General features: G+C 61.0%; 14 protein-coding genes. 5 read left to right on the top strand and 9 right to left on the bottom strand.

The features are described from left to right. Positions 1 to 167 precede the first annotated feature (167 nt). Together AC2FML_RS12340 and AC2FML_RS12335 are read right to left on the bottom strand one after the other, a co-directional pair. Complete coding sequence (locus tag AC2FML_RS12340) at positions 168 to 527, bottom strand: flagellar biosynthesis protein FlgN (protein ID WP_170360758.1); 360 nt, start codon at positions 525 to 527, stop codon at positions 168 to 170. Further along, complete coding sequence (locus AC2FML_RS12335; protein ID WP_170391183.1) at positions 517 to 792, bottom strand: rod-binding protein; 276 nt, start codon at positions 790 to 792, stop codon at positions 517 to 519. Before AC2FML_RS12335 ends, AC2FML_RS12340 begins: the two co-directional genes overlap by 11 nt. Before the next feature lie 111 nt (positions 793 to 903). On the opposite strand from AC2FML_RS12335, the gene AC2FML_RS12330 reads away from it, so the two are divergent. The 3 genes from AC2FML_RS12330 to AC2FML_RS12320 are packed head-to-tail and all read left to right on the top strand — an operon-like array spanning position 904 to position 3,733. Then, positions 904 to 2,145: a flagellar hook-length control protein FliK gene (locus AC2FML_RS12330; RefSeq protein ID WP_496783338.1), complete on the top strand. Its 1,242-nt coding sequence runs from the start codon at positions 904 to 906 to the stop codon at positions 2,143 to 2,145. A 3-nt stretch (positions 2,146 to 2,148) separates the two neighbouring features. Then, complete coding sequence (locus AC2FML_RS12325; protein ID WP_496783336.1) at positions 2,149 to 2,814, top strand: flagellar hook capping FlgD N-terminal domain-containing protein; 666 nt, start codon at positions 2,149 to 2,151, stop codon at positions 2,812 to 2,814. Between the two features lie 25 nt (positions 2,815 to 2,839). Further along, positions 2,840 to 3,733: a phosphotransferase gene (locus AC2FML_RS12320; protein ID WP_496783334.1), complete on the top strand. Its 894-nt coding sequence runs from the start codon at positions 2,840 to 2,842 to the stop codon at positions 3,731 to 3,733. 12 nt (positions 3,734 to 3,745) lie between these two features. Here AC2FML_RS12320 and AC2FML_RS12315 read toward each other — a convergent pair whose 3' ends face one another. The 5 genes from AC2FML_RS12315 to AC2FML_RS12295 all read right to left on the bottom strand — a co-directional run bounded on the left by AC2FML_RS12315 (position 3,746) and on the right by AC2FML_RS12295 (position 9,036). Continuing rightward, complete coding sequence (locus AC2FML_RS12315) at positions 3,746 to 5,047, bottom strand: NAD(P)/FAD-dependent oxidoreductase (RefSeq protein ID WP_496783332.1); 1,302 nt, start codon at positions 5,045 to 5,047, stop codon at positions 3,746 to 3,748. Continuing rightward, entirely contained in the window at positions 5,044 to 5,862 is an 819-nt protein-coding gene (locus AC2FML_RS12310; RefSeq protein WP_496783331.1) for an ABC transporter permease, read from the bottom strand. The genes AC2FML_RS12315 and AC2FML_RS12310 overlap by 4 nt, the downstream gene beginning before the upstream one ends. Then, on the bottom strand, positions 5,859 to 6,749 hold the full coding sequence (locus AC2FML_RS12305) for an ABC transporter permease subunit (RefSeq protein ID WP_170342177.1): 891 nt from the start codon (positions 6,747 to 6,749) through the stop codon (positions 5,859 to 5,861). The genes AC2FML_RS12310 and AC2FML_RS12305 overlap by 4 nt, the downstream gene beginning before the upstream one ends. After that, complete coding sequence (locus AC2FML_RS12300) at positions 6,749 to 7,876, bottom strand: ABC transporter ATP-binding protein (protein ID WP_170342175.1); 1,128 nt, start codon at positions 7,874 to 7,876, stop codon at positions 6,749 to 6,751. The genes AC2FML_RS12305 and AC2FML_RS12300 overlap by 1 nt, the downstream gene beginning before the upstream one ends. A gap of 74 nt (positions 7,877 to 7,950) precedes the next feature. Beyond that, positions 7,951 to 9,036 (bottom strand): polyamine ABC transporter substrate-binding protein, encoded by a 1,086-nt coding sequence (locus AC2FML_RS12295; RefSeq protein WP_093964222.1) that lies wholly within the window; start codon positions 9,034 to 9,036, stop codon positions 7,951 to 7,953. Positions 9,037 to 9,176: 140 nt separating this feature from the next. Here AC2FML_RS12295 and AC2FML_RS12290 point away from each other — a divergent pair, with 140 nt between their 5' ends. Together AC2FML_RS12290 and AC2FML_RS12285 are read left to right on the top strand one after the other, a co-directional pair. Next, positions 9,177 to 9,860 carry a GntR family transcriptional regulator gene (locus tag AC2FML_RS12290; protein ID WP_093964408.1) on the top strand — a complete coding sequence of 228 codons (684 nt, stop codon included), beginning with the start codon at positions 9,177 to 9,179 and terminating at the stop codon, positions 9,858 to 9,860. 75 nt (positions 9,861 to 9,935) lie between these two features. Then, positions 9,936 to 11,333: an aspartate aminotransferase family protein gene (locus tag AC2FML_RS12285; protein ID WP_170433940.1), complete on the top strand. Its 1,398-nt coding sequence runs from the start codon at positions 9,936 to 9,938 to the stop codon at positions 11,331 to 11,333. Positions 11,334 to 11,383: 50 nt separating this feature from the next. On the opposite strand, the gene AC2FML_RS12280 is transcribed toward AC2FML_RS12285, so the two are convergent. Further along, a complete protein-coding gene (locus AC2FML_RS12280; protein ID WP_170588557.1) occupies positions 11,384 to 12,697 on the bottom strand; it encodes a lytic murein transglycosylase in 1,314 nt (437 codons plus the stop codon). Positions 12,698 to 12,762: 65 nt separating this feature from the next. Further along, entirely contained in the window at positions 12,763 to 13,476 is a 714-nt protein-coding gene (locus tag AC2FML_RS12275) for a helix-turn-helix transcriptional regulator (protein WP_170360739.1), read from the bottom strand. Positions 13,477 to 13,549: the final 73 nt, after the last annotated feature.

Raw genomic sequence — 13,549 nt, 5'->3', positions numbered from 1 at the left:
ACGCCCGACCATCATTGGCGGACGTGTTGTCGTTCTGACCTGTGCGAGCTACCGATCGGTGGTCGCGCCACCTTCTTTCGAGGTGCGGGACCACTTTTGGGCCTGATCTCCTAACGGAGTGCTAAGGCGGTCCGACGGAAAAAGACGGATTTGAATCAAACCCGCCGCTAGGCACGTTTTTCCAGCTTGGGATCCTGACGGACGGCGAAGCCATTGCGTTGCCCGGCCGCGTCATAGGTCGTGAATTCCTGCCGGATTTTTCTGAGTTCAGCCATCCGGTTCATGACCGCCCGAATCCCTTCGGCCGCGCTGGTCAGCAGGCCCTGATTGCGCTCGACCTTCTTGTGCAGTCGAATCAAGTCGTCACTGTCGTGCACCTGCATCTCGTTGAGTGCGCCGATCAGTTTTTCCTTCTGCGGCATCATCTGGCCCAGCCGATCCAGGTCCCCTTCGACCAAAGCCCTGCGCTCGAGATCGAGAACCTCCTCGAGAGCCTTAATCAGTCCCTGCTTGTGCTCAGTCGGCATGGGTCTTCTCCATCATTGCATTGAAAAGGGTTTCCGACAGTCCGATCCCGCCGGATCGGGCCAATTGCCTGGCCTGCTCCTGCAACAGGAAAGACGCGAACTGGTCTTCGCCCGCGCCACCTCCGAAAGCTTGCCGCGCCTTGCCCAGGCCTGCGGCCTTCAGCATTTCGGCTAGAAAAGTTGCCTCAAGCTCGACCGCTGCGGCCTTGAGTCTTTGTTCGGTCATATTGCTGCGCGGTACCGGCGCGAAGTTTGGGATTTCCATCGCCCTCTCCGAAAATTGTTTCGATCTTTGTCGATCAAAGCGAAGAGCGGTTAAAATATACGTAACTACCTTGAGGGCAGGTTTGGGCCAAACAACCGGAGCCGGAGCAAAATGCCCAACGCCCTGACCATGATGACCAATGTGATTTCCGGCGGAAAGCCGGATTGGGCCGCAAAGTCCGAGCCCCCAACAAAAGGCGACTCTGATTTCGCGGAGCTCATGGCCGAAGATGAGATGCTGAACCTAGAGGCCGAGGCGAAACCTCATCCGGACAGCCGCGCGGGTCCGAAAATCGTGGATGGCGATGAAAACACCGACCCTGACGTCCCGCAGGTCGAACCCGATTTGGCTGAACCGCTGGAATTGCAGGGATCACAACAGGACGCTCGACAGAAAGACACGCCTCTGCCCATGGCAACGCCCGGTGAACTTCCAAAGCGCGAGGCGACGGCGCACGCCACTCTCGAGGCCAGCCCTCCGGCGGAGGGACGCCAGTCAACTGCCGCCGCGGCCATGCGCGCAGTAACCTCTGATCCCGATCGCCGATCGCTCGCGGGCGACACGGGCAAGGGAGCCGAAGCGCCCGAGCGTGCCGCGAGCACAGCGCCCCAACCTGCGTCAGCCGCAAAAGAGCAGTTGAACGCCACCGAACCTGGAGTGAGTGGAGGGCTGCAGAACCGAAAGGACGAATTGCGCACTGCAACCGGTAAAGAAGCCAGGCGCGACGAGCAGGCCACCGGATCGTGGGGGGTGGATCAACGGCCGGCCAAACCTGCTGGCCAGGGAACGGAATCCATCATCCGGGCGCAGATCGTCGGTACATCGGAATGCGCAGCACTGAAGGACCCGATGCCAGAGGACAGTCTGCACGATCGGATGCCAACGCAGGACTTGGGTACGACCCCAGCGCAAAGGGATACAGGCCCGACCAACAGCGCCCCGCTCTCGGGCCGGGCAGAAATTGCTCGGGCGGTCGCCGTGCAAATGGCGGCCAGCATCGTCGCAAAGCCGGGAAGCGGAAGCGTGGAAATCGCACTGACTCCGGAAGAGCTGGGCAAAGTTTCGATCAAGGTGACCGGGCGCGAAGACGGGTTGCACATGATGATCGTCGCCGACCGGCCTGAAACCATGGACCTCATGCGCCGGCATATCTCGATCCTGTCAGCCGAATTCAAAGAGATGGGGCTGGGCGATCTTTCCTTTGATCTGGGCACCTCGGCGAACCCAGAGCAGGACGCTGAGCCAACTGAACGAAGCACATTCATCACCACAGGGGAGCTTGACCCTGCAACCGAAACACCCGCTCTGGCCCGCCCAACTCAGGTGGACCGGGCGTTGGACCTGAGGCTTTGAACCATGATCACCACTGCGGCATACACGACACAAACACCCTCAACAGCGCAACCAACGGGAACCTCAGCAGCGACAGGGCTGACCTCGGACTTCGAGACGTTTCTCATGATGTTGACGGCGCAGGCGCGCAACCAGGATCCTCTGGAGCCACTGGATTCGTCGGAATATGCGTCGCAACTCGCCCAGTTTTCGATGGTCGAGCAGCAGGTGCAGACCAACGACCTTCTGGCAACCCTCACCGCCGCCCTGAGCAGCGTCAATCTGGATGAGCTGTCCAACTGGATTGGGGTCGATGTTCAGGGGGCAGCCTCCTTCCGGTTTGATGGCCAGCCACAGACCATATTCACTCAGCCTGACCTGGGCGCGGATGCGTCTGTGCTGGTCATCAAGGATTCTGACGGAACCGAAATCGACCGAATCTCTGTTCCGGTGTCCGAGACCGAGTTTCTTTGGGCTGGAGTGGATGCATCGGGCAATCCGCTGCCCAACGGCACCTATTCCGCAACGCTGGAAAGCTATTTGGGGGATGAACTGCTCTCGGCGCGGCCTGCGGCCACCTACAGCCGCGTCGTCGAAGCCCAAGTCGGGGCCGGTGTCGTCATGTTGACCTTGGACAGCGGCGTCGTGATTCCGGCAACCGACGTCGTTGCCGTTCGTACCGGCGCTTGAACTCGGGGGCGCTGCGGGCCAAGGATTGGCCGTCCAGATTCGCAACGCTCCGGTGTCTCAACTGTCCGTTCCAACCGCTCCTCCACCCGGCCTTGCAGACCAACTTGTCGAAAGCGGGTTGATCGCAAAAGACGCCCAGTTCGAAACGCTGTATGGCGGACGCACGAACCAGGTGTGGAAGGTATTGGACGCCGAGCCGGACCGGGTTTTGAAGTTCTATCGGTCTTCCCTTCAAAACCCGCTGTTTCGCAACGACGCCCAACTCGAAGCAGCCTGTCTGCACGCACTTGCTGCGACGGGGTTTGTTCCGCGGCTTCGCGCCTCGGGCAGCTTTGGCCCGGATCGCTGGGTTTTCTATGACCATGCGGCTGGCACTCCGTGGCGAGAAGGGACCGCGCAGGTGGCGAAACTGCTGCATGATCTGCACGCCCGAGAAATCGTGCTAGAGGTCCCTAAGGGATGCAATGGAAGCGTTGATCTCGATCATCACGGCACCCGTATTTTGAACGGTTGCCGCTCGGAACTCAGCGCCGTTCTGGCCGAACGCAAACCCAGGGTCCGGGTGCCGCCGACCCCCCGAGTATGCCTGATCCATGGCGACCCGGTGGCCGGCAACATCCTCGTCTCCTCTGCGGGGCTGACACTGATCGACTGGCAATGCCCGGCGATGGGTGACCCATGCGAGGATCTTGCCCTGTTCCTGTCACCCGCCATGCAGCATCTCTATCGCGGCAAGGCGCTGACCCCCGAGGAAGAGGCTACGTTTCTGTCGGCCTATGACAGCCCGCCGACGGTGCGCCGATACCTCGAGCTAAAGCCCTGGTACAATTGGCGTATGGCTGCCTACTGCCTGTGGCGGGCCGAGAATGGTGCGCCAGCCTATAGGGCCGGGTTTGACCTTGAGGTTGCGGCCCTCTGACCCTGGGCCGTATCACAAATCGGCAAGAGCCATGGCCGCATAAGCCGGTGGCATCAGCAGTCGCCGCCAGCGCCCGAATGGGAACTTTGACGGCGGTTTGGCGATGACGTCCGGAATATTCGCGGGCTCACCCAAAACCAAGCGGGCCAATGCCCGCCCGCAATAGCTGCCCATCGCCACGCCGTTCCCGTGATAGGCCAGACCGGCAAACAAGCCCGGGTGGCCCGGAACCTCCCCGACAAAGGGCAGCAGGTCACGGGTCAGGCAAACCATACCTGACCACATATGAGTTGCCTCAACCTCGGCCCAACCCGGGAACATGCGATCAAAGTCACTGCGTACTTTGCGACGGATCGCAGCTTCGGCGCGCGGCGAGGACATTAGGCCTCCTCGCATTCCGAAAAGGAACCGGTTGTCCGGCATCAGACGGAAATAGTGCAGCAGGTTGCGCGTGTCGTACGCCATCTGGCGCGATGTCCACCCCTGTGCCTGCAATTCAGCTTCGGTCAACGGACGTGTCACCATGACCGTAGACTGTGCAGGCATGTAACGGGCGGCCAACCAGTCGGGCAGATCGTCGCTGGAATAACCATTGGTGCAGATCAACACCGTCTTGGCCTGAACACGGCCCGTGGGGGTGTTCATCTTGTACCCGGACCCGGCTTTTCCGATGTCCTGAACCGGGCTTTTCGAGAATACTGCGGCACCTTGCGCCTGCGCGGCCCGGGCCAACCCGAACAGGTATTTCTGCGGGTTCAGCCCAAAGCCGACCGGGTCGGTATATCCGCCAAAGAAACGGCCCCCCATACCGAGGCGTTCCAAATCCGACGGCTCATGCAGAACCCCACCGCTTTCCGCGTGACGCCGCAGCCGCTCCATCGCGCGCGGGCTGTGCGCAAGCTGCGTCTCTCCTTCGGAGTGAACGTCTGCGTCGATCCGAAAGCGCTGCAAAAGATCCGCAACCAAGGCGACCGCGTCGGTTTCGGCCTGCGCGTAATCCTGTGCCGCCGAAATCCCATAGCGCCGCGCAAGTGTCGCCGAACCAAGCTTGGACCCTCCTTGGCAGCAAAACCCACCATTGCGCCCCGAAGCGCCCCAGCCCAGAGTTTCGGCCTCGAACACTGCGACAGAAACACCGCGTTCGGCGAGGTGCAGGGCCGCAGACAATCCGGTGAACCCGCCGCCGACAATCGCAACGTCGGTCGACAAATCACCCGAATGAACGGGCCAGTCAGGCGCCGTAGTGGTTTCATCCCACCAACACCCCCCACGGGGGCCGGGGCCATAGGTATAAGCCGGAAAGATCCGCCTCATTCGGTGCGCGCGGCGGCTTGTTCCTCTTGCCGCTGCCGGACCATCGCACGTTTCGACACCAGCGACGCAGTGATCACACCGACGGTGACCACGGCGATCATGATGGTCGACAGCGCGTTGATTTCCGGGCTGACCCCCAGACGCACCGCCGAGAAGATCTTGATCGGCAGGGTCGTGGCCGAGGGGCCGGACGTGAAGGACGCGATCACCAGGTCATCCAGCGACAGGGTGAAGGCCAGCAGCCACCCCGAGATCACCGCAGGCGCGATGATCGGGAGCGTCACCAACCTGAAGGCCTGCGCCGGCGAGCAGCCCAGATCCAGCGCCGCCTCTTCCAGCGAATGATCGAACGTCACCAGCCGCGAGGACACCACGACCGAGACGTAGCACATCGAAAAGGTCGTATGCGCCAGCACGATGGTCAGGATGCCTCGGTCCAGCCCGATGCCGATGAACAGCAGTAGCAGCGACAGGCCGGTGATCACCTCGGGCATCACCAGCGGCGCATAGATCATCCCGGAGAACAGCGTGCGGCCAAAGAACCGCCCGCCCCGCACCATGACATAGGCGGCCATGGTGCCCAGAATGGTCGCCAGCGTGGACGAGAACACGGCAACGCGAACGGTGACCCAAGCCGCATCCAGAAACGCCTGGTTCTGCATCAGTTCGCCATACCATTTGGTCGAGAACCCGGCCCAGACCGTGACCAGCTTGCTTTCATTGAAGCTGAAGATGATCAGGATCACCATCGGGATGTACAGAAACGCAAAGCCCAGCGTCAGCGAGACCGTGTTGAACCAGCTCAGCCTGTTCATTGCTCTGCCTCCGCCTGTTTCTGCTGGTTGCGCTGGAACAGCACGATCGGGATCACCAGGATCAGCAGCAGGATCACCGCCACGGCGCTGGCCACCGGCCAGTCGCGGTTCGAGAAGAACTCCTCCCACAAGACCTTGCCTATCATCAGCGTGCCCGACCCGCCCAGCAGCGAGGGGATCACGAATTCACCGATCACCGGGATCATCACCAGGAAGCATCCCGCAATGATGCCCGGGCGCGACAGTGGGATGGTCACCAGCCAGAAGGCCTGCGTGCGCGAACAGCCCAGATCCTCGGCCGCCTCGATCAGCGAGCCGTCCAGCCGATCGAGCGCGGCGTAGATCGGCAGGATCATAAACGGCAGATAGGTGTAGACGATGCCGATATAGACGGCCGTCTGCGTGTTCAGAATGGTCAGCGGGGTCGAGATGATGCCCGTCCACAGCAGGAACTGGTTCAGGTAGCCTTCGTTCGACAGGATCCCCATCCACGCATAGACGCGGATCAGGAACGAGGTCCAGAACGGCAGGATCACCAGCATCATCAGCGTCGGACGCCATTCCTCGGGCGCGCGGGCCATGCCATAGGCGATGGGATAGCCCACCAGCAGGGTCAGCGCGGTCGCGATCAGCGCGATCTTGACGCTGGACAGGTAGGCTTTCCAGTACAGGTCATCCTCGGTCAGCCAGACGAAATTCTCGAAATCCAGTAGGCTGAAGAATTCCTTTATCCCGGCCCAGCCCTGCGACAGATCAAGGGTCGGGGTGTAGGGCGGGATCGCAAGCGCGATGTCCGACAGCGAGATCTTCAACACGATGAAGAACGGCACCAGGAACAGGGCCAGCAGCCAGACATAGGGAATGGCGATCAGGACCGCGCGGCGCATCAGTCTGCCAGCAGAACCGCCGCCGTGGCTGTCCAGGACAGCCAGACAGGGTCTTCCCAAGTAAAGGACCGGCGGGAAATCCGCCGTGTGTTGGCCGTTTGCGCCTTGATGATCGTCCCGTTTGGCAATTCGACATGGTAGGTCGACAGGTTGCCCAAATAGGCAATGTCATGCACCTTGCCCTGCACTGCGTTGACGGCATCGGCAGGACGCTCGGCCGAGATCGTTACCTTTTCCGGCCGGATGGCCAGGTGGCAGGTCTGACCGTTTCCGAAGCTTGCCGCGGACGTGGCGGTCAGAGGCGGCTGGCCCTCGGCCCATTCGATACTGTACGTGCCCTCACCGGCTGCGGTTGCACGACCTTCGATAATGTTCACGTCCCCGATGAAATCGGCGACATAGACGGAATTGGGGTTCTCATAAATGCGGTCGGGCGTTGCGACCTGCATCAGCTTGCCCTGATCCATCACCGCAACACGGCTGGCCACCGTCATCGCCTCTTCCTGGTCGTGGGTCACGATCACGAAGGTGGTGCCGGTCTTTTCCTGAATGTCCATCAGTTCGAACTGGGTGTCCTGGCGCAACTTTTTATCCAGTGCACCAAGAGGTTCGTCCAGCAGCAGCAGTTTGGGCGCCTTGGCCAGCGACCGGGCCAGCGCCACGCGCTGACGCTGGCCACCGGAAATCTGGTGCGGTTTGCGGCGGGCGAATTTCTCAAGACGGGTCAGGCGCAGCATCTCCTCGACCCGGTCTTCCAAATCATGCTTGGGCATGTTGTCCCGGCGCAGGCCAAAGGCGATGTTGTCCCAGACGTTCAGATGGGGAAACAGCGCATAGGACTGGAACATCATGTTGACCGCCCGCTTGTTCGGCGGCACCGGGTCGATGTCCTGACCACTCAGCATGATGTGGCCTTCGGTGGGTTTCTCGAACCCCGCCAGCATCCGCATCATCGTCGTCTTGCCGCAACCCGACGGCCCCAGCAAAGCAAAGAATTCCCGCTCGAAGATGTCCAGCGACAGATTGTCGATGGCAGTAAAGTCCCCGAATCGCTTGGTCACATTTTTGAACTGGATCAAGGGTTTCGCCTGCGGATCTTCCCACGGCGCAAAGACGGTAGAGTTCAAATCGGCCCCCGTAAGTCAGCCTGTACAGGTTGTGCGCAAGGCAGAACCATTCTGCCTTGCGCAATCATTTCGGATCAGGTGCCCGATTTGATCTTGGTCCACAGGCGGGTCACGACCCGCTGCGTTTTGGCCGGGTAAGGCGTGGTGATGTAGAGGTTCTGCATCGTGGCATCATCCGGGTAGATCGCCGGATCGCCGATCACGTCTTCTTCCAGAAACTCCTGCGACGCCTTGTTGCCGTTGGCGTAGTAGACGTAGTTCGACGCCGCCGCCATGTTGTTGGCATCCAGGATGAAGTTCAGGAATTTATGCGCGCCGTCCGGGTTGGGTGCATCCACCGGAATGGCCATCTGGTCGAACCACATCAGCGAGCCTTCGGCAAACGGATGGTATTCGATGGTCACACCGTTGTCGGCCTCATCCGCCCGATCGCGGGCCTGCAGAATGTCGCCCGACCAGCCCACGGCCACGCAGATGTCCCCATTGGCCAGTGCATTGATGTATTCCGAGCTGTGGAACTTCTGAATGTAGGGACGCACGCCCGTCAGCACCTCTTCGGTCTTGGCGATCACGTCGGTGTCATGGCTGTCCGGATCTTCGCCAATGTACTGGAGTACCATGGGAATGATCTCGGACGGCGCGTCCAGGAAATGGACGCCGCATGAGGCCAGCTTTTCCATGTTCTCGGGCTTCAGCACCAGGTCCATGCTGTTCAAGGGCGCATCGTCGCCCAGCACTTCCTTGACCTTGTCGACATTCACGCCCAGCCCCGTGGTGCCCCACATGTAGTTGATCGAATAGGCGTTGTCCGGGTCATATCCGGCCGTACGTTCCTGGATCACATCCCAGAGGTTAACTGCATTGGGCAGCTTGGACATGTCCAGTTTCTGGAAGGCTCCAGCCTGGATCTGGCGCTGAAGGAAGGTGCCCGACGGCACCACCACATCGTAACCGGATCCTCCGGCCAGCATCTTGGTTTCCAGAACCTCGTTGCTGTCGAACACGTCGTAGATCAGGGTCAGACCCGTCTCTTCCTGGAATTTGCTCAGCAACTCCTCGTCGATGTAGTCCGACCAGTTGTATACGCGCACCTCTTCCGCAACAGCGGCCGACGTCCCCAATGCGACAATTGCCGTCATCGTCAGCGTTTTGATTTTCATTTTCTTCTCCCTGCAAGTGTACGGGCATTTTCCCGTTTTTTTGGATTTGATCAAGTTTTGCGTTTTCCCTCGATACGTCGTATGGTTTCACGGGGCAAGAAACCTGACAAGCCGGGAGCATTGGGATCGGGGTGAACCAATTGGATTTGATCAAAAATAAGGCATCTGCTGCAGTGACCCAGACCGAAAAACGACCAGCACATGAACAGGTGTACCAGACACTGAAGTCGCAGATCATGTTCGGCGATCTGGTGCCGGGGCAACCGGTCACGATCCAAGGCTTGACCGATTCGCTGGGCGTGGGCATGACCCCGGTGCGCGAGGCTATCCGGCGCCTGATCTCGGACGGTGCGCTGATCTTTCAGGGCAACCGGCGGGTCAGCGTTCCCCTTCTGACCGCAACAGATGTCGAACAGATGATTTTCGCCAGAAATGCCGTAGAATCAGAGCTTTCCCGGCGCGCAGCAGTCAACATGACCACGGCGGATATCGACCAGCTTGAAAAGATCGACGAACAGCTGGATCGCACGATCGCCGACGGGGACGTTGGCGGCTATCTTCGCCTGAACCATGCATTCCACGAAAAACTCTATGACCATGCCGGCGCGCCGATTCTAAAGGATTTGGCCGAGCGCCTGTGGCTGCGATTCGGGCCGTCCTTGCGCGTCGTCTGCGGGCGCTTCGGCACCCAGAGCCTTCCAGACCGGCACAAGGACATCATCGATGCCTTGCGCGCCAGCGACGCTGAAAAAGTCGCAAAAGCAACGACCCAGGATATCGAACAGGGCATGGAACTGATGGCCGAGGCGCTGGCGACCGAATAGGTCAGCGCGATTCGATTGACAGGAAAAAATTTGATCATATTGTGACGGCAACCGCTGTTGCAGGAGTAGAGACCGATGTCGACCATCACCAACCACATGCCGACCGCCGAATTGCAGGCCCTGGATGCGGCGCATCACCTTCACCCGTTTTCGGCCAACGGCGCACTGGGCAAGGAAGGCGCGCGCGTCATCACCCGAGCCAAGGGCGTCTATCTGACCGACAGCGAGGGCGAAGAGATCCTGGATGCCATGGCCGGCCTGTGGTGCGTGAACGTCGGCTATGGCCGCGACGAACTGGCCGAAGTGGCGGCGCGCCAGATGCGCGAACTGCCCTACTACAACACCTTCTTCAAAACGACCCATGTCCCGGCGATCGCGCTGGCGGCCAAGCTGGCCGAACTGGCACCGGGTGACCTGAATCATGTCTTCTTCGCCGCCGGCGGGTCCGAGGCCAATGACACCAACATCCGTCTGGTCCGTACTTATTGGGCGGAAAAGGGTCACCCCAACAAGAACATCATCATCAGCCGCCACAACGCCTATCACGGGTCGACCGTCGGGTCGGCTTCGCTGGGCGGCATGGCCGGCATGCACGCGCAGGGCGGCATCCCGATCCCGAACATCCACCACATCAACCAGCCCAACTGGTGGGCCGAGGGCGGCGACATGACGCCCGAAGAGTTCGGTCTGGCCCGCGCACGCGAGCTGGAAGAGGCGATCTTGGAACTGGGCGAAGACCGCGTTGCCGCGTTCATCGCCGAGCCGGTCCAGGGTGCGGGCGGCGTGATCGTCGCGCCCGACACCTACTGGCCGGAAATCCAGCGCATCTGCGACAAGTATGACATCCTGCTGATCGCCGACGAGGTGATCTGCGGCTTTGGCCGCACCGGAAACTGGTTCGGCTCGCAGACCATGAACATCCGCCCGCATATCATGACCATCGCCAAGGGGCTCAGCTCGGGCTATGCGCCCATCGGCGGCTCGATCGTCAATGACGAGATCGCCGAGGTGATCGGCGGGACCGAGTTCAACCACGGCTATACCTATTCGGGCCACCCCGTCGCGGCGGCCGTCGCGCTGGAAAACCTGCGCATTCTGGAAGAAGAAAAGATCGTCGAGCATGTGCGCGATGTCGCGGCCCCCTATCTGAAACAGAAATGGGAGGCGCTGGTCGAGCACCCGCTGGTGGGCGAAGCCAAGATTGTGGGCATGATGGCCTCGATCGCGCTGACGCCGGACAAGGCCAGCCGGGCCAAGTTCGCCTCCGATCCGGGCACGGTCGGGTACATCTGCCGCGATCGCTGCTTTGCCAACAACCTTATCATGCGCCATGTGGGCGACCGGATGATCATCTCGCCGCCGCTGATCCTGACCCCGGCAGATATCGACGAGATGTTCGTGCGCATCTACAAGTCGCTGGACGAGGCGCAGGCCGAGATCATCGCCCAAGGCTTGATGAAAGCGGCCTCCTGATCTCAGGAAAAAATCGCAAACGGGCGGTCCGATGGGCCGCCCTTTTTCGTTCAGCGCATCCGTTCCAGCAATTGCACGGTGGCATACCCATCCGGCAAAAGACCTCGCGCCATTTGGTAGGCCCGCAGCGCATTGATGGTGTTCGGACCGATCCGCCCGTCGATGGCCTGCGTGTCGAACCCAGCCAGGGTCAGGCGCAGCTGCAACTCCTTGCGTTCGGTAAAACTCAGCACCCGGTCGCCGCGCGGCCAGCTTGCGCGGAACGGACCCTGCCCGGCCAGCCGGTCTGACAGGTGGCCGATGCCGATCACATAGGCATCGGCGCCGTTGTAACGCTCGATCACGCTGAAATTGTCAAAGATCATCAGGGCCACGCCGCCGCTGCCGGCCGGCAGCAGGATCGAGGCGGGTCCAAAATCTGGGATGTCACCGCCGTTCGCAGCGCGGACGCCGCGTGCGGCCCATTCCGAAGGCAGCAAACTAACGTCCCGACTGGCGCTGGCATAGTCGAACCCTTTGGGCAAACGCACCTCGACCGCCCATGGCTGACCTTTGGTCCACCCGAACTTGGCAAGGTAGGCGGCAGCAGACGCAAGCGCATCCGTAGGATCATCCGACCAGATGTCGCGGCGTCCGTCGCCGTCGAAGTCAACCGCGTGCTCGAGGTATGAGGTCGGCATGAATTGCGTGTGCCCCATGGCACCCGCCCAACTGCCCGTCATTCGGTCCGAGGTGATGTCGCCGGCCTGCACGATTTGCAATGCCGCGAGCAACTGTGTTTCAAAAAACTGCGCGCGCCGCCCGTCATGGGCAAGCGTTGCAAGCGACCGGATTGTCTGGCTGCTGCCCCGATACGTGCCGTAGGATGTTTCCAGCCCCCAGACCGCGACCACCACCTCTTTTTCGACCCCGTACCGGGCTTCGATCCGGTCCAGCGTATCCTTGTACCGCACCAGCGCCTTGCGCCCATTCGCGATGCGCAGGTCTGACACGGCCGAATCCAGATACTCCCAGATCGGTTTCGAGAACTCGGCCTGACTGCGATCGCGCTTGATGGCGTCGTTGTCGTAGGTCAGGCCTGACAATGACCGGTCCAGGACCTGCGGCCGGATACCTGCCGCAACTGCCCGGTGCCGGAAGGCGTTCAACCAAGTCTCGAAGCTGGTGTTGCCTTCGACGACCACCCGGTGCATGCCGGTGGTCGGCCTTGGCACCGGCCGGATCGAAACCGTCAGATCGGCCGACGCCAACTGGATCGAATCCAGCGCCGGTCTGATCTGTGGTCGTTTGGTTGTATTCGAAGTCTCCGCCTGCAAGATGGATGCCCAAAATGCGGCGGCCACAAAGCCACACACATATTTCATGATTCAGGTTTTCCTGATTACTGCTCGCAGACAGGGTACCCCAGATTGCGCAAATCACAAAGCGCTCAGGACTGGCTCTCTTGATCTTTTGCTTCGCGCTCGGCCCGGATCTTGGCCAGCGCCTCTCGCAGCAAAGGCACGCGGTTGGGGCGGAAACTGTCTTGGGTGACGGACATCGCGCGCATCCGGTCCAACCGAAACACGCGAAAATCCCGCCTCAGATGGCACCAGCTGAGCAGTACGCTGGCATGATCCATGTACACGATGCTCAGTGGGCTCACGCGGCGCTGGGTGTCGTCACCTTTCGCATCGGTATAGTCGAACTCGACCACACGCTCGTCCCACGTCGCCTGCCGCAGGTCGGCAACTTCGATGCTGGGTGCGGCAGGACGGTCGAACCGGGTGGCGGTCAGCACTGCGTGGCTCAGGCGGTGGGATTGGCGGTGTGGCAGCCGGCCCTGCAGTTTGCGCAGCGCCGCACCGGCGGCGTCCGACAGAGCCGGGTCTCCGATCAGTTGCACCTCGCGTAGGCCAAGAACCAGCGCCTCCAACTCGTCATCGGTGAATCCCAGCGGCGGCAGTGTCGCGTCTTCGATCAGGGTGAACCCGAACCCGGCCTCGCCATCAATGACTGCACCGAGACCACGCAGAGCGTCGATGTCGCGATGCACGGTGCGTGCCGAAACCCCCAGATCCTGCGCCAACTGCGCCGAGGTCTTGGGCGACGGGCCAGACCGCAAGGCCTGCATCAATTGGAACAGTCGGGCGGTGCGGGACATGATGTCATTCAATCTAAACCTAATGACAGAAACTGTCATTAGCCCGCGATAGACCGGCGGCACCCCAATTTCG

The sequence above is a fragment of the Ruegeria sp. BHSC029 genome, from assembly GCF_059613085.1.
The sequence above is the reverse complement of the archived record's forward strand: the minus strand, read 5'-3'. Positions and strand labels throughout refer to the sequence as shown.

Bases quoted from the DNA above. Each gene is read 5' to 3' on its own strand.
- AC2FML_RS12280 (WP_170588557.1), bottom strand. From the start codon at position 12,697: ATGAAATATGTGTGTGGCTTTGTGGCCGCCGCATTTTGGGCATCCATC.
- AC2FML_RS12285 (WP_170433940.1), top strand. From the start codon at position 9,936: ATGTCGACCATCACCAACCACATGCCGACCGCCGAATTGCAGGCCCTG.
- AC2FML_RS12335 (WP_170391183.1), bottom strand. From the start codon at position 792: ATGGAAATCCCAAACTTCGCGCCGGTACCGCGCAGCAATATGACCGAA.
- AC2FML_RS12275 (WP_170360739.1), bottom strand. From the start codon at position 13,476: ATGTCCCGCACCGCCCGACTGTTCCAATTGATGCAGGCCTTGCGGTCT.
- AC2FML_RS12340 (WP_170360758.1), bottom strand. From the start codon at position 527: ATGCCGACTGAGCACAAGCAGGGACTGATTAAGGCTCTCGAGGAGGTT.
- AC2FML_RS12295 (WP_093964222.1), bottom strand. From the start codon at position 9,036: ATGAAAATCAAAACGCTGACGATGACGGCAATTGTCGCATTGGGGACG.
- AC2FML_RS12330 (WP_496783338.1), top strand. From the start codon at position 904: ATGCCCAACGCCCTGACCATGATGACCAATGTGATTTCCGGCGGAAAG.
- AC2FML_RS12325 (WP_496783336.1), top strand. From the start codon at position 2,149: ATGATCACCACTGCGGCATACACGACACAAACACCCTCAACAGCGCAA.
- AC2FML_RS12310 (WP_496783331.1), bottom strand. From the start codon at position 5,862: ATGAACAGGCTGAGCTGGTTCAACACGGTCTCGCTGACGCTGGGCTTT.
- AC2FML_RS12305 (WP_170342177.1), bottom strand. From the start codon at position 6,749: ATGCGCCGCGCGGTCCTGATCGCCATTCCCTATGTCTGGCTGCTGGCC.
- AC2FML_RS12315 (WP_496783332.1), bottom strand. From the start codon at position 5,047: ATGAGGCGGATCTTTCCGGCTTATACCTATGGCCCCGGCCCCCGTGGG.